Below are 19,204 nucleotides of genomic sequence, written 5' to 3'. Positions count from 1 at the left end.
GTTATCAGTTTAGTTATAGTTCTCCAGGGTCATCAGGAGTTTATCACGGTAATTATAAATTTCATCCAGGTTGCCCAGCAATATTTTTTCGCCGGCTTCCTTTCCGTTATGGAAAGTTTCCAGGTATTTGTTATTTGTATTAAAATGAAGCCTGCAGAGCGGTTTCCGGTTGTTGTCGTCCAATAGGATCCCAAAATACGATAGCGTATCGCGATAAGCAATTCTGGTAGAAGGAATTTTCTCCCGTAAGATGGCTTTTACAATCTGAAAGCCTTCCAGTTCCTCTTCGGTGGTTACAATTTTCGATTCATTGTTTTCATCAACAGGCTGCTGGGTTTTCACCGCATCATCCTGTTTCTCGATCTGTTCATTGATGCTTAGAGCGGATTTCAGCCTGAAACTGATCGACTCATTGATCGAAGTGGTAAGGGCTTTTTTCGTATATTCCTTAAAAGGAACCATTCGGTTCGCCGTTATCGGTTTGTCAAAAAAACGGCTCACTAATAGCTTGACCATTTCATCCGAAGGGTTTTCTATTTCCTTTTCAAATTCTTTACGGATCGCTTTGATGTATTTCAGGGCTTCCGCAGAATCAAGGATTTCTTCAAGATTGTAATCCTTCTTGGTGAATTTTTCCAGGATCTTAATGGAACTATCTTTAATGTCTTCGATATTAATGGTGAAAAATGGCTTTTCATCCATGATATTCGGCTTTTCCAGATCGGTATAGAAATTATAGACAATTCCGTTGGTCAAAACGCCAAACCGGGTTTTTGAAACATGATAATAGCGGTGAAGCTGAGAATTGTGGGCGTCAGCACTTTCTTTCCAGTGCTTGCACTCTATGATAAAGATCGGTGCGTTGTTGTGCCGGATTACATAGTCTACTTTCTCTCCTTTCTTAGTCCCGATATCACAGACATGCTCCGGAACAACTTCGGTAGGATTGAAAATATCATAGCCTAAAATCTGGATGAAGGGCAGTACAAAAGCATTTTTGGTCGCTTCTTCCGTTCCGATCTGGTCTTTCAGCCCAACCACTCTCTGATGCAGCTGCTCAAGTTTAATTTTAAGATCCATACTCACTGGTTTTTAAGGTTTCATCAATGATTTCTGCCGTATGTGCATTAAATTTTACGGTAGCAATTCCGCTTTCCATGCCGGATTTTGAACTGTACAACTGGCTTTTGCCGATAATTTCGCCGTTTCTTGCTTTTAAAACAAAGTATACTTTCCCGTTAACGGCCGTTCTCTTATCATATCGGGAATCATCCTGCGAATTGACTCTTACTGATTCAATTCCTTTGTGGCAGGATCCTTTCTGAACATAGCCTTCGCTGGTTAAAATAATTTCGCTGTTTCCGGCTTTCAGATTAAACTGATACTCCTGGTTTACCCTTCGGGTAATGACAAATTTTCCCATGGTTATTGATTTTTATTTTTAATAAATCGTTCTGAAATTTCTGGTTCATTCAGAATCCTCCGGTTAGGCAGGATAATATATATTTCTCCTGTTGGGTGCTCTATAATCCCGGCTCCGGATCTGCAGTTTTTGAAGCGGTATTTCAAAGCTTTTAGTCCTGAAATAAATCCTTCTTCTGCAGTTTTTTCATACACATGTTTCGAACAGCTTGTTCTGAAAATGCATTTTCTTCTTTTCGACGGATGAATCATCCGCCAATACATTTTAATAAGAAGGAGCAGGAGATTTTTCATCTTCTTTTTTACTGAATACGACCATTTGAAAAGAAGTCATATAGCCTGGCTTTTCTGTGTTTCCAAAGCAGCCTTCCACCGGCTGGATATAGGTGGAAACACTTTCGAGCCTTACATATTCCCAGCCATCTACTGTATTGTTTTTTATTAACTGATCTAATTGTTCGGCAATATTTTTAGAACTCATGTTGTTTTGGTTCGCTGTTGCCACAAAAGGGATTACTTTGTATTCCATGATTGTTTTGTTTTACCTTCCAAAAGTATCACGCTTTAAGGAGTAATTTTTACGGAAAACCGTAAAACGGGCAAAAAATAAAAAAACCTTCCAAAAGAATTGAAAGGTTATGAGTGAATGAAGGGGTTTCAGATGATCCCGAGATCTTTGCAGAAGGCGACCAGCTGCTCGTTGCTATTCACGCTGAGGTCTTCCTTCAGGCTGTTGAGTCTTTTTTCCACGCTGCTGAGGCTGGAAGGGCGGATGCTCTTTTCTTCCAGATGGACCGGAATGTTTTTTTGGAGCACGCCTTTCGAGAGCAGGGAAACAATCACAATATCGTAGGTGGAAAATTCGTAATTGTTGAATTTCTTCATTTCCTGCTTAAGATCAAACGACAGGTAATTTTCGCCGATGTAGACGGAGGCGATGGATTTCTTCAGATCTTTGGAATCGTTTCGGGCTTTTCCCACATAGCCGTTGATGTGATAATCGGAGAAGAGATTTTCAATGACACCGGATTTGCGTTCGGCGGAAAAGACGATTACTTTCAGACCGGGTTGCAGCGCTTTTGCTTTTTCAATAAGTTCCTTCCCGTCTTTAAGGGTCTGCGTATGGTGGTCTTCTTCATAATAAAGATCGGTGATCAGCAGGTCGTAGGGCTGTTCTTCCCTCAGGGCTTTTTGGATCTTTCCGATGGCATCATCACAGTAGTACACGTAGTCTACCGTCGGGATATTCAGGTCTTCCAGGGTTTTCCGGACGGAGATATTGATGCTTTCATGATCTTCGGCAATTAAAATTTTTTTGAACATGGTTATTTGGTTTAATTAGAAACATAGGTTTAAGACCTCAAAAGTAAAAGCATTTATCATTCCGCCATTACGGGTTCACGTAAAACAGCGAAAAAAATGGGCAGGCCGGTCTTTTTAAATCAGATCAGTCCGATGTCTTTACAGATTACAATCATCTCAATATTATTTTTCGCCCCGAAGCTGTCGCGGAGCTCATTCAGCCGCTTTTCGATGGAGCGGATGCTGTGCGGCTGCATCTGCTGTTCTTTCAGGCAGGTCTGAATCTCGCTCTGTTTGGATCCTTTGGCCAGCAGTTCCAGCAATTTGAGATCATACGTATTCAGGGCAAAAGGAATATTGCGGATGGCATTTAAAATATCCTGCGACATGACGATTTCTCCTTTAAAAATCCTTTCAATTGCATTTCTGAGTTCTTTTCCGTCATTTCTGGCTTTGCTCACAAACCCGTTGATGCCATAGATTTTATAAAGATCGTCAATAACCTGTGCGCGCTTTTCTACGGAAAACACCACTACTTTCAATTCAGGCCGGAATTTTTTCGCTTCCAGGATCAGTTCCTGACCGCTTTTCAGATCCTGGCGGATGTGGTCTTTTTCAAAAGAAAGATCGGCAATCAGCAGGTCGTAGGATTTGTTTTCTGCCGCTGCAGTTTTCATTCTCTGCAGGGCTTCATCGCAATACGTTACAAATTCAAACCTGGGAACAGATAGTTCTTCCATGGCCCGGATGATGCCCAGGTTGGCGACTTCCTGGTCTTCCACGATTAATACTTTTTTAAACATAACAAAACGGTTACGAAGCAGGGAAGGAAAGGTTTACTTTCAGCCCTTTTTCAATTTTCGTGTCAAAAGTAATCGTCCCGCCGATGGCTTCAATACGGGAAGCCGTATTCCGTAAGCCGTTTTTATAAATAAGGTCCCCGGAAATCCCGACGCCGTTGTCTTTGTACTGGATGTCAACCGTCCCGGCGGTCTTTTCAAATTTAACGGCGACATGGGTGGCCTGGCTGTGTTTCTTCATATTCACCATCAGTTCGCGGATCATCTGATAAACTTCTTCTCTTACCGCCGGAGGCACTTTTTCCCAGATTGAAGGGTCATTGCCTGCCGTAAAGGTTTTTACCGTGGCATTGTTAAATCCGGCAATCAGCTCCGAAATCTCCTGGCTGAATTCCTTTTCTTCACCGGCTTTCTCATAAGAAAGGTCCCGCGATTTTTCATACACGTATTCCAGTTCGTCCAGTGCTCTGTTCCGGTCAAAATCTTCCTGGTTTTCAATCTTGGCCATCACCTGGTAAATCCCGTTGGCCACTACGTCATGTACCCGTTTGGACATTTTAAGCTGCGTGTTTTTGACTTCGAGTTCTTTTTCCTGCTGAAGTCTTTTCTTTCTTTTTTTATACCAGAAAATACCGGTAACTAATGTTAGTGCTAATAATGAAACAATTAATCCTTGTTGAAAATTTTCATTTTTTAATTCCTCATTTTCACGTTTTTGCTTCTCGACATCAAATTTTATCAGACCAAATCTTTGAAAATCATTATTACGTGAAGTTTGTAGACTATCTCTTAAATTTATATATCGATTAAAATTTTGTTTATAAGTCTTATTATTTAAAAGAATTATTTTATTTAATGCTTCCAATTGATCATCTGGACTTTTATTCTTTAAAGCAACGGAATACATTGAATCTGCATAAAGTAAAGATTTATTTTGATCCTTATTTGAATAGAAATCGGATAAAGTTGCGAAACTGGAATTTATTTCGGCATTGTCTTTTGACTTTTTACGAATTGTTAAAGACTTTTCTAATAAAGGGTAGGCATTATAAGATGAATCCTCTAAAAAACCAGCTCTTGCTAAATTATTTAAGGCTCGAGCATAATCTAACGTATCACCAGTCTGTAAAGCTTTCTTGAAATAATATTTAGCTTCTTTAGTCTTTCCTTGTTCTAAATAGGTATCTCCAATATTATTATAAAATGCCAATGAATTCTCTTTTTCAACGGATGTTTTTATTGCACGCCTGTAATAAGAAATTGCTTGGTTATAATTTTTTAAATTTTTAGACGCTATAGCAATGGAATTGTAGTTGCTTGATGCAATGTTAAGTGCTGCATGATCACTATTGTTTAATAAAAGTTTTTCAACTTCAATCGAATTGGCTATGCTTGAATAATAGTCACCTTTGTCACATTCTATAATAGCAATATTTGTAATCGCTCGAGCTGCCTGAACATAATTTTTGTTTTTTAGAAAATCTTCTTTCGCTTTAGTATAATATACATAAGCTGAATCATCGTTATTTGAATTTCGGAATTTTATTGCTTTGTCTAAGTTAATATTCTCTTCTTCAGAAGTATTAGTTTGATTTTTTTCTTTACAATTAATTAAAAATAGTAATGTAAATATTATTAGTTTTTTCACGGTAGTTTTTTTTCGAAATTACGAAAAAGGGAGTAATAATTAATTACTCCCACTTTTTTATTAAAAATTATTATGGATTGATTGGTAAAAATGGAGGCTTTTGTCCTGTATTTCCACCTGTATCTCCACCTGAACCTCCCGTTCCCGGATCCGTTCCTGTTCCCGGGTCAGTGCCCGTTCCCGGATTGGTGGTCTGAATGGTTACCGTTCCGTTATTATCGTTGTTGCAAGATTGCGTATTGGCATTATTGTGTCCGAATGCTAAACCTAATAGCATCAAAATGAATTCGATCATTGTCAAAAAATTTAATTGTTGAGGCATTCGTGTTCTTCCCTGCGAAACAGATCGCAGATAGTTTTACACGTGAAAAATTTCGAAGCGCTTCTTAAATTTTTTGGGAAGTAAACCTTCAAAAACGGAAGAGAAACATCTGCTTCCCAACCCGGATCTTTTCTTCCGTTTTATCTGGCGGTTTTTGAAATCAGTTTCGTAACTTTGGTTTTGTCTATTGTTTTAATTGTTTGTTTCTCACTGATTTCTATGGCAAAGTAACGGCGAAAGGAAAAGTGAGTGTTAGACAAAACAAGGACATCGATTGACAAGAAAATGGACAGGAAAGGCATTACGGAAATCCGTAATGCAGAATGGAAAAAAATCAATTATTTTGTGATACCCTTAAAAAAAACTGATTATGTCCAAGAAAAAACTATTAATTACTGAGGTATTCAAAAAGGCAGAAGAAGAATCCCAACGGGATACAAAAAATGGATTAGCTTCATATCTATGGCTATACTTCAAGGAAGACATGGGATTTGATATAAATGATAGAAGCTTTTCCAGATACTATGATGCTTATGTGATTGGAAATAAAGAGATTAGAATTAATCCTGACCGATTAGATATGCTAAGTGAGTATTTGGGTTATAAGAACTTTGATGATTTTTCAGGAACTTTTGTCAAAGAAAATAACGAGGTAAATAAAACAACCGTAAAAGTGAGTGTTGATAATGATGAAGAATCTTTAACCGAAAAACTTTCAAAAATTGTTATCAATATTACTAATGAACAATACTTTAAAATTCCTGATTTTTTGAAGAAAAATGGGATGGGTATTGTAGAAATGGCCTTTCTGGTGCTGCTTGTAACCGGTGGAGTTGTATTTTCTAAAGATAAGAAATCAACTTTCGGATTCGCATCACTTTGGGGAACGCCTGCGACTGAAAAGCCTTACATGTATTGGGATAAAGACCGGTATATAGCATCAGACAGCAGTTACATAGGCCCACAGATTAATATGTTGCCTATGAAGCCAGAGGTATTTGTATATCAGAAAAAGATTACAAGACCGGACACGCTTACTATTGAAAATGGCGATCATAAGGTTTGGTATGATAAAACCAATAATCATGTAGAATTTTTTACCAACTATGGAATGCATCCTGAAAATGGAAAAGCGTTAAAAATAGCCACCAGATACATTATTGAGACCTATGCCGGTACTCATCCTAAAGAAGAATTTGCCGACAATTAATTATTGTTTTGAAAATATTTTGCACAAAAAAAGGCGAAGAGATTCTTTCTCTTCGCCTTTTACCTTAGGTGTTCTGTTTAAATTATTCTGCATTCAGCATGCCCAGTTCACCATAATGCTTCTTGAATTTCTGGATTTTCGGCCCTACTACCGCACTGCAGTATGGTTGGGTAGGATTTTCGTTGTAATATCCCTGATGGTATTGTTCCGCCGGCCAGAATTTATCGAATGGGGTCAGTTCGGTGACGTAAGTTCCGGCCCATCTTCCGGACTGCTGGGATTTTTCAATGGCTTCTTCAGCTTTTGCCTTTTCCGCCTCATCTTTGTAATAAATAACGGAACGGTATTGGGTGCCGACATCATTCCCCTGTCTGTTCAGTTGTGTGGGATCATGCAGGAAGAAGAAAACATCCATCAGCTGTTCGTATGAAATAATGGCAGGATCATAGGTGATCTGTACCACCTCTGCATGACCTGTTGCTCCCGTACACACCTCTTCGTAAGTCGGGTGGTCTTTATGCCCTCCGGAATATCCGGAAACGGCTGAATGTACGCCTTTCAGCATATTGAAGCAGCTTTCTACGCACCAGAAACATCCGCCTCCGAAAGTGATCTGTTCTAAATTATTGTTGTCCATTGTCGTTTGATTATTGTCGTTAAAAATATTTTTCTCTTCAGGGAATAGGTTGGAGAAAAAACCTATCAAAAATAAGGAAAACTTTCTCAATTTCTGCGCCATCATTCGCCTCATAACCAAATGATGATGATAGATCAGACAAATTAATGAAGCTTTAAGCAGTAAATCTGCATCATCTGTTCAATCTGCGTGCTGTTTTTGACGCAAAGATTTCTCTCTTAAATCTGCATACTGAAGGGAGCAAAGCATGAATCAGCAAGCTGATTGATGAAGCTGGCGTCCGCTTCGTGCAGCAGACTTGTCTGCCCCTGCCTCCTGAAATGAGCGGTCTGTAATAGATCTTTGCGTTGAAAAAATTTCGCAACAAAATCCGGGCATCGGTTCAGCCTGTGTGCTAATTTTCAATGCAAAGAATCTTGCAGGCATCAATAGGAATTCAGCCCATTTATATGATAAGGTTCCATGACCGGCTTTAGCCCCATTCAGATATAGGTAAGCTCTGATCAATATTAATCCAATAATCCGCACAAAAAAAGCACCCTGAAAAAGGATGCTTGTATTATTTAAATAAGATTTCAATTATTTTTCCCAAACCAGTGCACTTGCCCCTAAAATGGCAGCATCCGCTTCGTCCAGTTCACTGAAGACCAGTTTCACTTTATTTCTGAAAATCGGCAGCAGGTTTCTTTCCATGTGGAGTTTGGTCGGTTTCAGGATAAAATCGCCGGCCTTGATTACCCCGCCAAACAGAAGGATGGCTTCAGGAGAGGAGAACATCACGAAATTGGCGAGGGCTTCTCCCAGTTTCTGTCCGGTATACCGGAATACTTCCATGGAGATCGGGTCACCTTTGAGGGCGCATTCATGGACGGTTTTGGAGTTGATGGATTCTTCAGGATATTGGTTGAGGATGGATTCCGGGAATTCAGCTCTCATTTTCTTGGCCGTAATGGCAATCCCCGTTGCGGAGGCATAAGCTTCCAGACAACCTTCGGAGCCCGTGCTCCAGTGTTTCCTTCCGCCTGGTTTTACGATGGTATGTCCCAGCTCTCCGGCAAAGCCGTCATGTCCGTAGATCAGCTTTCCGCCGGCTACGATTCCGCTTCCTACGCCGGTACCTAAAGTAATCATAATAAAATCTTTCATTCCGCGTGCCGCGCCGAAAAGCATTTCCCCGATGGCCGCCGCATTGGCATCATTGGTAATGGTGCACGGAAGCCCGAATTTCTCTTTTATCAGCTTGGCAAAAGGGATGGTTCCTTTCCAAGGAAGATTAGGGGCCTGTTCGATGGTTCCCGTGTAGTAGTTGGCATTAGGAGCGCCTACACCGATTCCGTCGAAATTCCTTTCATTTCCGTGTTTTTCGATCAGGGGAGCTACCGCTTCGTACAGGGCATTGATATATTCTTCTACGGTAGGATAGGCATCGGTACGGATGTTTCCTTTTTCCAGGACTTCCCCCCGGTGGTTTACCACTCCAAATTTGGTGTTTGTCCCGCCGATATCAATTCCGAGCGCAACGTGTTTTGACAAATCTACTAATGACATTCTATTCTAAAATTCTAAAAGGTTAAAATTATAAAAAAGATTGTATTAATGGATGATTAACAACATAATTATTGAAAAAAAAATTCAGGCTGTTTTTACGGATTTCTTTTTTCTTCTTCCCCACCAGATCATAAAGCCGGTGACTGGTAATGAAGCACATACAAGGCTGACGAAGAAGGCAATGATCTTTGTGGGAAGCCCTAAAATGGATCCGACATGGATATCGTAATTGGCACCGACGGCTTTTTCGCCGAAATTTTTGTCTTTCATATCATGGGTATGAAGCAGTTCGCCGGAGTTTTCGTCAAAGATCAGGCTGCTGCTTTTATGATAGGAATAAGACAGGTGCTTGACGTACACTTCAAAGTTCGGATGTTCATGATCATCCATGTGTTCATGGCCAAGATCGAGGGAGAATCCGTAAGAATCGGGGTATTTTGCTTTGACGGTATTGCTGATTTTATCCAGCGTGCCTTCCGTTCTTAATTCGATGGGTGCCTTCGTTTGGATGGAGGAAAAATCAGGATAAGCTGTTTTCCCGCCTGAGAATATGAAATAGATGGAAGCCTGTACAAAGAAAAAGGCATAGAATAATCCGGTGATGGAAAAGATTAAAGCAAAGATAGATGCATAAAAGCCGAGGACGTTGTGTAAATCATAGTTTTTTCTTTTCCAGTTTTTTACATTCTGCCATTTGAAAGAAAACCGCTGTTTCCGGGCCGCTTTGTTCTTAGGCCACCAGAGAATGATTCCTGAAATCAGCATGATGACGAAAATGATCACCGGGATCCCGACCAGGTATGTTCCCCACGACTGCTTCAGCAGATAGCTCCAGTGGATCATCTTAACGATCTGGAAGAACCCGTTTTTCTCATCATAGGTCCTCAGGACTTCTCCGGTATATGGGTTGACGTAAGCGACTTTATACACCGGGAATTCATCAAAATAATTCCATCCATTTGGATCATGCTCGTACCAGTAGAACAGATACGACATTTTTTTGTCAATGGGGATATTTACCCAGTGAACCGGATATTTTTCCTTCACCTGTGCCACCACGGCTTTTTCCAGAGTCCTGATGGGAAGCGCCTGTTTCTGCCCGATATTTTGTTCGTGATGGTAAATAACGTCTTTCCGGGTGGCATTCTCAATTTCATCCTTGAAAACATACAGGGCACCGGTGATGGAGATAATAAAAATCAGAAATCCTACGCCGAGGCCCAGCCACAGATGCATTTTCCCGGTCCATTTCTTGAACGCGCTTGGCTTTTTCTTATGATGATGCTTTTTCCTCATGTTTTCCTTAAGTCCCGCAAAGATAATATTTTAATTTTTATTTAGAATATTTATAATTAAGGAAATTTTGCTTAAAAATATGTGTAAAATATCGGGTAAGCGCAAAGCACAAAAATTTTATTCCTGTTAGAATTTTACCAGGTATTAATGAAAACAGGGCAATATCAAATTCGCTTAATGGTCAGTCTATTAGTATCTGTTCTTAAAAAGACTTCCAGCTTCCTTCTTCCAGCCTGTCAAGCTTAAAATCTATATTCCACCATCAGCGTTCCCCTTGTTCCCAGGGCATTCACGAAATCGCTGTCCCGGGCTGCCCACCAGGCAATAGCCGGCTGGTAAGACCTGTTGAACAGGTTCTCGATTCCTGCAGCAACCCTCCAGTTTTTATTGATTTCATAGCTTGATTTAAAGTTGAAGACCGTATATTCCGGAACCTTTCCTTCACCGTATGTGTACAATCCCGTTTTTGCATTCGGCTGGAACCGGTCCTGTTCAAAGGCATGAAGCATATCGAGTCCTACCGATAAGCCCCGGACCGGCCTTACCTGGACATAGGCCAGGACTTTTGGAGCCGAAATCCTGCTGTTGTTGATCTTGGTTGAATAATCGCCGTCGTCTTTCGGGGAGGTAATGCCTTCCATCCAGCTGTAGCTTCCCCCGAAATTAATCCAGTTTAACGGGCTGAACTGAAGGAATCCTTCCACGCCGTACACCACTTCCGGAGCACGCTGGATCATCAGAGAACGGTCGGGGCTCTGAACAAAGGTCGCTCCCAGTTTGGACGTACTTACATAAGAGGTGATTTCGTAATTCAGCCATCTGGTGATTTGTCCGGTGGCCCCCAATTCATAATTGTTGACAATAATCGGTTTGGTCTCCAGCTGATTGATGGTCTCTGCGGTTGACGTCCTCAGGATTCTTCCCAGCTCATTGATGGAGTAGGACTGTGAAAAGCTTCCGAAGAGATTGATTTGCGGATTGAAATTGTAACGGAACCCGATATTTCCCACCAGGGCATTGTACTCCAGGTCGCCGCCTTTCACAAAAATACTTTTGGTGAAGGTCCCGTCGTTTTTAATGGTGGAAAGGGTATTGAAATCACCTACTTTTACTTTGATGTTCTCATACCGGAGCCCGCCTTTCAGGATCAGCTTTTTAAACAGATCGATTTTTACGAGCATAAACGGGGCGATGTTGGTCATGTCCATATCCGGCGTCCAGTACCGGCCGTCTTCCAGTTTCTGTACGGTCTTGTCATTCAAGATGTCGGCTCCGTAAATTACTTCTCCCTGGGAATTCCGGGTATTCCAAAGTTCGGTATCGAAATTGAATCTCGCGCCTTTCTTCTTTGAAATGACGTTGGACTGGCCGCCGTTCAGGAAGGTATCGCTGTATCCGTAGACCGTCCGGAAATCCTGCAGGTACAGGCTGATGTTCAAAGCCGTACCTTTCCAGAGATTCCGGTTGTCGTAGCTGATTTTAAAATTGTGGTTTCTCGGTGTTCCCTGCGGCGTGGTTTCCTGGTTTTTTGAAGAACCTTCGCCAATGGTCGGGGTTACGCCGTATTTCCCGGTTTTAAGGCCGAGATCCAGATCGGATTTTGACGCATACCCGATGTAGGACGCTTCAATTCGCTGGTTGTCGTTCAGGTTGTACCCGAATTTCAGCATTCCGTTGTAATTGTCCATTTTGGCCGGACTGGACGTAGGGCTGAGGTTGACACCGTCGGCATCTTTCATATAGCCGGTTCTTTCATAAGCCAGGGATGCGGCATAATCAAATTTTGGAGTAATCTTTCCCGTTAAAAACTGACTGGCCCGGATGCCCAGGGTTCCGCCGTACAACTGACCGGTAACCCCGATCTGCGATTGTCCGGAAATCCTGCGGTCGCTGCCCGCTCTTCTGGTAATGTAGTTGATAATCCCTCCGTCGGACCCGTTGCCGTAAATGGAGGTGGCTCCTTTGATCACTTCAATTCTTTCGATAACGGACGGATCAATGGACCGGATATCCCTGGAACCGTTCCGTAAAGGGGTGGATTGAGGGATGCCGTCGATCAGGACAAGCACCTGTCTTCCCCTGAGCGTCTGGCCGCTGTTGGTGGTCATTCCCGAACTGGTAGCCAGACTGGGAACGGTGTACTGTAGAATATTGGTGATGTCGGAATTGACGGTAAGCTGCGACTGGATCTGTTTCCGGCTCACAACCGTTACGGAGCTCGGGACTTCCTTGATGCTTTCTTTTTTCCTTGAAGCGGTCAGTACGACTTCATCCACATCTTTCACCTGTAAAGAGTCTTTCTGCTGTGCCGTAACAGTAATGGCAGCCAGAACAGCTACCGGTAAAATAATTTTTTTCATGATGTTTTTTTAATTCCTTTTTTCTTCCTCTTTCCCAGCCACACCAGAAATCCGGTAACGGGCAGTGAAGTGCAGATCAGCCCTGCCATAAACCAGATGATCTTCCCGGTGATCCCAAAGTAAGATCCCGTATGAATGTCATAATTGGCGTGGGCATATTTTTCTGCCGTATTTAATTCCTGATGCGGCCTGTTCAGCAACAATTTCCCGGAGTATTTGTCAAAAGCCAGCTGGTTTCTCACGGCAAACCTTCCTTCTTCACCGTAAACCGTTACCGGAATATTGTTTAATGCTTTTCCTTTTTTATTTTTTCCGTTCAGCGGGATTCTGAAACTTGATGATTCGGCATAAAGCTTTTTTGTTTCCCGGGCCGTAAGATCAAAGACTGCTTTGTTTTCTATCAGCAGTGAATCAGGTGATTTCACTTCCTTTTCTTTCGGCAGTTCAATTGAGCCGGACAGTGCCAGGCTGAAAGTATTTTTCACCCACGGATAGGCAAAGTAAATTCCCGTGATGCTCATCAGCAGCGCAATGAAGGATGCATAAAACCCGAGGATGTTGTGAAGGTCGTAGTTTCTGCGTTTCCAGGTTTTCACATTTTTCCAGTCGAAACGGAATCTTCCTTTCCGCGCTTTTTTGTTTTTGGGCCACCACAGTACAATACCCGTGATCAGCATGATGATAAAAAGTACGACCGGGATCCCCACCACATATTTTCCCCAGTCGGCTTTTAAAAGCAGACTCCAGTGGATGGACTTCAGGATCGGGAAGACATCGTACTTTTCGTTGTATATCCCTAGTATTTCACCGGTGTACGGATTTACATAAACCAGTTTGTTGATCTTTACTTCATCAAAATAATTCCACCCGTTTTTATCCTTCTCATAGTACAGGAATTCATAAGCCCGGTTTTCAGCCAAAGGAATCTCAACGGAGCTTACGGGATATTTCTCATTGACTTCCCGCGACACCTTTTCCTTCAGGATTTCAACGGAAAGCGGCTTCTTCGTCATCGTTTCAGCCTTCACGAACATGGCTTCTTTCCGGAGCTGATGCTGGATTTCATCTTTGAAAACATACATCGTTCCCGATAAGGAAACAATGAAAACGATCAGCCCAACGGACAAGCCAAACCACAGGTGCAGTTTGGCAGACCATTTCCGGACAAAAGAAGGTTTCTTTTGATGATGATGCTTCTTTTTCATAAAATAAGCTGTTCCTGGAATTCCGGGAACAGCCTTTTATTTTTGATGATTAAAATTTATAAGTAACCGTTCCTAAAGCGTTGACCAACTTCTGGGGGTTTCCCGTTGTGTATCCGATCCAGTAGTGCTGGTTGGTGAAATTGTCTACTTTTACGCCGATCCTGAATTTTTTGGTATCATAAAAAGCATTGGCATTCAGTACAAGATATTTCGGAAGGGTAAAATTGGCGGTGGCGGTATTGAATATTTTATTGTCGCTTGCATAATTTCCTCCGACACCGATACCGAAGCCTTTAAGTTTTCCGTCAAGGAACTGGTAGCTCGCGTTAAAGTTGGCCAGCCATGGAGATCCTCCGGTGCTTGTCCGTAAACCCGTTTCTACATTGGAAATGTCATTGTAGGCAACTCCTCCTATTAATGAGAAGCCTTTAACCAAATAAGCATTTACTTCAAGCTCCAGACCTTTGCTGTGTATTTCTCCCGCCTGTTCTTGTACGGCCTGCCCGGCTGCGGTATATTCCCCTGTCCCTACCAACAGGTTTTTCACTTTAATATCGTAGTAGCTTACCGAAGCGTTGATTTTTCCGTTTAAAAGGTTGGCTTTGAAACCTCCCTCATACTGGTTGGCTCTTTCCGGATCTGAAAGAGCGATATTTCCTGAAAGATCCGTATTATAATAGCCATTGCTGGTAAAACTGTTCTGGTAATTACCGAACACCGAGAATTTATCCTTTATAATCTGATAGACCAGTCCTGCCTTCGGAGACCAGGCTGATTGGTTAAATGCAGGGGTATCGTTTACCCAGACCTTACCGCCCAGGAAATCATTGCTTTCGTAGCGTAATCCGAAAACAACATTTAATCCTTCAACCGGAGTAAAAACGTTGGAAATATATCCGCTGTAGGTGTTGGTAATTCCGTCCACGTCATAATTGCTGATATTTCCCGGATTGCTGTAAAGGTTGCCTAATACGGTTCCGTTAAATCCTGAATAATCTCCTCCGTTGGCAGGCACTGTGAAATTCGCGCCATTGGAGAGATAAATAAATCTTGACCGGTCGGTGGTTTTAAGATAATCGAAACCTGCAACGGTGCGGTTCCTCATACCGTTTCCGAAATTATAATCAAAATTAAAATTCTGCTGTACCTGAAAATATCTTTTTCTGCTGTCCCGGGTTGCCTGATCGAATCTGCTGACAGAAACATTGTTGCCAGCATCTACGCTTGCAGAAAAATAAGGCCCGAAACCGTTAGAATAGCTGCTGGAACTGTTAACGTTGGTAGAAGATTTAATGTGGTCATTAATTTTATAATTAATCTGGCCAAAAATGTTGTTTACCCTTGCAGTCGTATACAGATCATCACCGATATAAGATTCTTTATAATTAAGTCCTGCCTTTTCAAGATCCTTCATATTGTCAATCCCGTTAAGCGTGGCCGGATTCAGGTAAAAAAAGAACTGCTCGCCAACGGCTCTTGTATTAAACATTTCATATTCCACATTGAGCTGAAGCCGGTCGTTTGCATTGTAGGTTAATGAAGGCGTAAAGGCAAAGTAAGAGTTTTTGGCATCTGTCTTTTGGAAGGTACCTTCATTTGTATAAGCGGTATTTACCCTGAAAAGAAGTTTCTTGTCTTTTGTAAGAGGGGTATTTACATCAGCCTGAGCCCTGTAGGTACTGTAGCTTCCTCCCATCAGGCTTATCTGACCTTCAAAGCTGTCAAAAGGTTTTTTTGTAATCCTGTTAATCAGTCCGCCATACGAAGCTACATTACTTCCGTACAATGTTCCCGAAGGACCTTTCAGTACTTCCAGCCTTTCAACATTGATCGCGTCAATGGTGGTAGTAACAGGGGATACCAACCCGTTTCTCATAGAATTGTTGGATGGAAAACCTCTCAGAACAACGAAAGACCCTCCGTCGCCCGCTCTGCTCGTAGGCGTCCACATCTTCTGAAGACCCGTCACATTTCTGTAAGAATCATCAATCGTGAAAATAGCCTGATTTTCCAATACCGATCTGCTGATGGAAGAGAATACCTGTGGGTCTTCAATGGCTTTTAAAGACATTTTATTGGAATAATCGGAATCTTTTTTAATATAGGTATTAAGAATTACTTCATCAATATCTCCAACTTTTGTTGAATCTTTTTTTTCCTGGGCGAAAGTCAGCATGGAACCTAACAGAGAGGCGCAGATCAGTACATTTTTCATGAAACTCTAAATTTTCTGCAAATATATTGTTTTTAATTATTCTAAATAAATTAATGGATTGATATTTATCATAGATTTAATATGCTGGAAATAAAAAACCGCTTCAGGATAGCCTGAAGCGGTTTTTATATGGTTAAAAAATTAGTATCCTTACGCCGGAATTTCCCCTTTGTACAAGAATGAGATAATTTCTTTGTTTAATTTATCGATCATTTCGCTGAATAAGTGGAAAGATTCCTGCTTGTAAATCACCAGCGGATCTTTCTGTTCGTACACGGCACCCTGTGAAGATCTTCTCAGATCATCCATTTCACGAAGGTGAAGTTTCCAGTTTTCGTCGATGATGGACAACGTGATATTCTTTTCAAAATCGTTGATTAAGCTGTCGCACTGTGTTTCGTAAGCTTCCTTAAGATCGGTAACGATGGTCATCGTCTTATGTCCGTCTGTAAAAGGAACCTGGATCATTCTGAACATCGATCCCTGGTTCTGGTATACATTCTCGATAATCGGGAACGATTTTTCTTTCAGCAGGTTCAGTTTCATCTGATAATCTTCCTGAGCAGCCTTGAAAAGAATATTGGTAAGGTCCTGAACCGTTTTGTTTCCGAAATCGCTTTCTGAAACAGGGGAGCCCATCGTGAAATGCTTAATCACTTCAAATTCGAAATCCTTATAATTTCCATTGGCTTTTCCTTTTGCGGCAATGGAATTGGCGACATCGAAAATCATATTCGTGATATCGTATTTCAGGTGATCGCCGAACAAAGCGTTCTTTCTTCTCTTATAGATCACGTCACGCTGTTTGTTCATTACGTCATCATATTCAAGAAGTCTTTTTCTCGTTCCGAAATTGTTTTCCTCTACTTTTTTCTGAGCTCTTTCAATCGACTTGCTGATCATGGAATGCTGAATGACTTCACCTTCCTTATGGCCCATCCGGTCCATCATTTTGGCAATTCTTTCCGACCCGAACAAACGCATCAGGTTATCTTCCAGGGATACATAGAACTGGGAACTTCCCGGATCTCCCTGACGTCCCGCTCTACCTCTCAGCTGTCGGTCGACCCTTCTGGAGTCGTGTCTTTCCGTACCGATGATGGCCAGGCCTCCGGCTTCTTTCACTTCTTTGGAAAGCTTGATATCCGTACCACGACCGGCCATGTTGGTGGCAATGGTTACTACACCCGGCTGTCCTGCACCGGCTACGATTTCCGCTTCCTTTTTGTGAAGTTTCGCGTTAAGAACCTGGTGCGGAATTTTTCTCAGCTGTAAAGCTTTTGAAAGCAACTGTGAGATTTCAACCGAAGTGGTTCCTACCAGTACCGGTCTTCTTGCAGCCGTCAGCTTTTCGATTTCTTCGATAACGGCGTTGTATTTTTCACGGTTGGTTTTGAAAACCAGATCCTGTTTGTCATTTCTTAAAATCGGACGGTTGGTAGGAATGACCACCACATCCAATTTGTAGATTTCCCAAAGCTCTCCCGCTTCTGTTTCAGCCGTACCGGTCATCCCAGCAAGCTTGTTGTACATCCGGAAATAATTCTGAAGGGTAACGGTAGCAAACGTCTGGGTAGCCGCTTCGATCTTTACGTTTTCCTTGGCTTCGATTGCCTGGTGAAGACCGTCGGAATAACGTCTTCCTTCCATGATACGTCCGGTCTGCTCGTCAACGATTTTTACTTCACCGTCGATAACCACATATTCATCGTCTTTTTCAAACAAAGTATACGCTTTCAGCAGCTGGCTCATGGTGTGAACACGCTCTGATTTTTCTCCGAAATCGGAAAACAATCTTTCTTTCGCTTCAAATTCTTCCTCTTTGGATAAATTCTTGGCTTCCAGTTCGGCAATTTCAGTTCCGATGTCCGGAAGGACGAAGAAATTCGGATCGGAGTTCCCCTGGGACATATATTCAACCCCTTTGTCGGTAAGGTCTACCTGGTTGTTCTTCTCTTCGATTACGAAGTAAAGGTCTTTATCTACGATCGGCATATCGCGGTTATTGTCCTGCATGTACTGGGCTTCCACTTTCTGAAGCAATGCACGGTTTCCGCTTTCCGATAAAAATTTAATGAGTTGTCTGTTTTTAGGAAGCCCTCTGTAGGCCTGAAGCAATTTGAATCCTCCTTCTTTTGTGTTTCCTGCCGCGATTAGTTTTTTCGCTTCATTGAATATGGCAGAAACGGTTTTCTTCTGAACCTCGACGATCCTGTCAATTGAAGGTTTCAGAACGTCAAATTCCTGACGGTCTCCCTGAGGCACCGGCCCGGAAATGATCAACGGCGTTCTTGCGTCGTCCACCAATACGGAGTCTACCTCATCGACGATGGCAAAGTTCAGCTCTCTCTGCACCAGTTCGGACGGAGAAGTTACCATGTTGTCTCTCAGGTAATCGAAACCGAATTCGTTGTTCGTTCCGTAAGTGATATCTGAATTATAAGCTTTTCTTCTGCCGTCTGAATTCGGCTGGTGGTTGTCGATACAGTCGATCGACATGCCGTGGAACTGGTATAAAGGTCCCATCCATGCGGAGTCCCTTTTCGCCAGATAGTCGTTCACGGTTACTACGTGAACCCCTCTTCCCGGAAGGGCATTTAAGAAAATAGGAAGCGTACCTACCAGGGTCTTTCCTTCACCGGTTGCCATTTCGGCAATTTTTCCGCTGTGCAGGATCACCCCTCCGATAAACTGGACGTCGTAATGTACCATGTCCCAGTTCACCGGTGTTCCGGCAGCATCCCATGAGTTTTTCCAGACTGCCTGATCACCCTGGATTTCTACGAAATCTTTTCCGGCGGCCGCCAATTGTCTGTCCCAGTCGGAAGCGGTTACACGGATTTCTCCGTTCTGTGCCCATCTTCTTGCGGTTTCCTTTACCAAGGCGAAAACTTCAGGAAGGATCTGGCCCAAAACTTTTTCTTCAATTTCGTATGATTCTTTTTTCAGGGCTTCGATCTTCGAAAAAAGGGCTTCTTTTTCATCCACATTTTTCGAATTCCTGATCTGTTCCTGGATCTGTTCTATCTGAGCTGTGATTTTACCGGTTGCAGATTTAATATTTTCTTTAAACTCAGCCGTCTTTTCTCTTAAACCGTCGTCAGACAATTGCTGGATCGCCGGTTCAACAGCTTTGATTTTTGTTACAACTTTTTTTACTTCTTTTAGGTCCTGCGCTTTTTTGTCTCCCAAAAACCCTTTTAGAACTTTGTTTAAAAAACTCATATATATTTGCTTAT

Annotated in this window: 16 protein-coding genes; 1 reads left to right on the top strand and 15 read right to left on the bottom strand. The window is 42.1% G+C overall.

The genetic code is table 11. From position 1 onward, the window contains the following. Nucleotides 1–9: 9 nt before the first annotated feature. The 8 genes from CHA01nite_RS06200 to CHA01nite_RS06165 all read right to left on the bottom strand — a co-directional run bounded on the left by CHA01nite_RS06200 (nt 10) and on the right by CHA01nite_RS06165 (nt 5,467). Complete coding sequence (locus CHA01nite_RS06200; RefSeq protein WP_146940447.1) at nt 10–1,080, bottom strand: type I restriction endonuclease; 1,071 nt, start codon at nt 1,078–1,080, stop codon at nt 10–12. Beyond that, nucleotides 1,070–1,423, bottom strand: coding sequence for a YegP family protein (locus tag CHA01nite_RS06195; protein ID WP_146940446.1), 354 nt, complete (start codon nt 1,421–1,423; stop codon nt 1,070–1,072). Before CHA01nite_RS06195 ends, CHA01nite_RS06200 begins: the two co-directional genes overlap by 11 nt. A gap of 2 nt (nt 1,424–1,425) precedes the next feature. Beyond that, entirely contained in the window at nt 1,426–1,674 is a 249-nt protein-coding gene (gene yidD / locus CHA01nite_RS06190; protein ID WP_262712137.1) for a membrane protein insertion efficiency factor YidD, read from the bottom strand. A gap of 13 nt (nt 1,675–1,687) precedes the next feature. Next, nucleotides 1,688–1,951, bottom strand: coding sequence for a hypothetical protein (locus tag CHA01nite_RS06185; RefSeq protein WP_146940444.1), 264 nt, complete (start codon nt 1,949–1,951; stop codon nt 1,688–1,690). Nucleotides 1,952–2,079: 128 nt separating this feature from the next. Further along, complete coding sequence (locus CHA01nite_RS06180) at nt 2,080–2,745, bottom strand: response regulator (protein ID WP_146940443.1); 666 nt, start codon at nt 2,743–2,745, stop codon at nt 2,080–2,082. 119 nt (nt 2,746–2,864) lie between these two features. Beyond that, a complete protein-coding gene (locus tag CHA01nite_RS06175) occupies nt 2,865–3,527 on the bottom strand; it encodes a response regulator (RefSeq protein WP_146940442.1) in 663 nt (220 codons plus the stop codon). 10 nt (nt 3,528–3,537) lie between these two features. Then, complete coding sequence (locus CHA01nite_RS06170) at nt 3,538–5,172, bottom strand: tetratricopeptide repeat-containing sensor histidine kinase (RefSeq protein WP_146940441.1); 1,635 nt, start codon at nt 5,170–5,172, stop codon at nt 3,538–3,540. Between the two features lie 70 nt (nt 5,173–5,242). Beyond that, a complete protein-coding gene (locus CHA01nite_RS06165) occupies nt 5,243–5,467 on the bottom strand; it encodes a hypothetical protein (protein ID WP_146940440.1) in 225 nt (74 codons plus the stop codon). 397 nt (nt 5,468–5,864) lie between these two features. On the opposite strand from CHA01nite_RS06165, the gene CHA01nite_RS06160 reads away from it, so the two are divergent. Continuing rightward, nucleotides 5,865–6,704: a hypothetical protein gene (locus CHA01nite_RS06160; RefSeq protein WP_146940439.1), complete on the top strand. Its 840-nt coding sequence runs from the start codon at nt 5,865–5,867 to the stop codon at nt 6,702–6,704. Nucleotides 6,705–6,786: 82 nt separating this feature from the next. Here CHA01nite_RS06160 and msrA read toward each other — a convergent pair whose 3' ends face one another. From msrA to secA, 7 genes are all read right to left on the bottom strand, one after another. Further along, on the bottom strand, nt 6,787–7,341 hold the full coding sequence (gene msrA / locus CHA01nite_RS06155) for a peptide-methionine (S)-S-oxide reductase MsrA (RefSeq protein WP_174771810.1): 555 nt from the start codon (nt 7,339–7,341) through the stop codon (nt 6,787–6,789). Nucleotides 7,342–7,920: 579 nt separating this feature from the next. Continuing rightward, nucleotides 7,921–8,889 (bottom strand): ROK family protein, encoded by a 969-nt coding sequence (locus CHA01nite_RS06150; RefSeq protein ID WP_146940437.1) that lies wholly within the window; start codon nt 8,887–8,889, stop codon nt 7,921–7,923. An 84-nt stretch (nt 8,890–8,973) separates the two neighbouring features. Continuing rightward, nucleotides 8,974–10,185: a PepSY-associated TM helix domain-containing protein gene (locus CHA01nite_RS06145; protein WP_146940436.1), complete on the bottom strand. Its 1,212-nt coding sequence runs from the start codon at nt 10,183–10,185 to the stop codon at nt 8,974–8,976. A gap of 242 nt (nt 10,186–10,427) precedes the next feature. Then, complete coding sequence (locus tag CHA01nite_RS06140) at nt 10,428–12,545, bottom strand: TonB-dependent receptor (RefSeq protein ID WP_146940435.1); 2,118 nt, start codon at nt 12,543–12,545, stop codon at nt 10,428–10,430. Then, entirely contained in the window at nt 12,542–13,750 is a 1,209-nt protein-coding gene (locus CHA01nite_RS06135; RefSeq protein ID WP_146940434.1) for a PepSY-associated TM helix domain-containing protein, read from the bottom strand. Before CHA01nite_RS06135 ends, CHA01nite_RS06140 begins: the two co-directional genes overlap by 4 nt. Nucleotides 13,751–13,799: 49 nt before the next feature. Next, a complete protein-coding gene (locus tag CHA01nite_RS06130) occupies nt 13,800–15,965 on the bottom strand; it encodes a TonB-dependent siderophore receptor (RefSeq protein ID WP_146940433.1) in 2,166 nt (721 codons plus the stop codon). Nucleotides 15,966–16,115: 150 nt separating this feature from the next. Then, a complete protein-coding gene (gene secA / locus CHA01nite_RS06125) occupies nt 16,116–19,190 on the bottom strand; it encodes a preprotein translocase subunit SecA (protein WP_146940432.1) in 3,075 nt (1,024 codons plus the stop codon). Nucleotides 19,191–19,204: the final 14 nt, after the last annotated feature.

Origin of the sequence: Chryseobacterium hagamense, assembly GCF_007991455.1 — a bacterium.
In the GTDB taxonomy this organism is placed as follows: domain Bacteria; phylum Bacteroidota; class Bacteroidia; order Flavobacteriales; family Weeksellaceae; genus Chryseobacterium; species Chryseobacterium hagamense.
The sequence above is the reverse complement of the archived record's forward strand: the minus strand, read 5'-3'. Positions and strand labels throughout refer to the sequence as shown.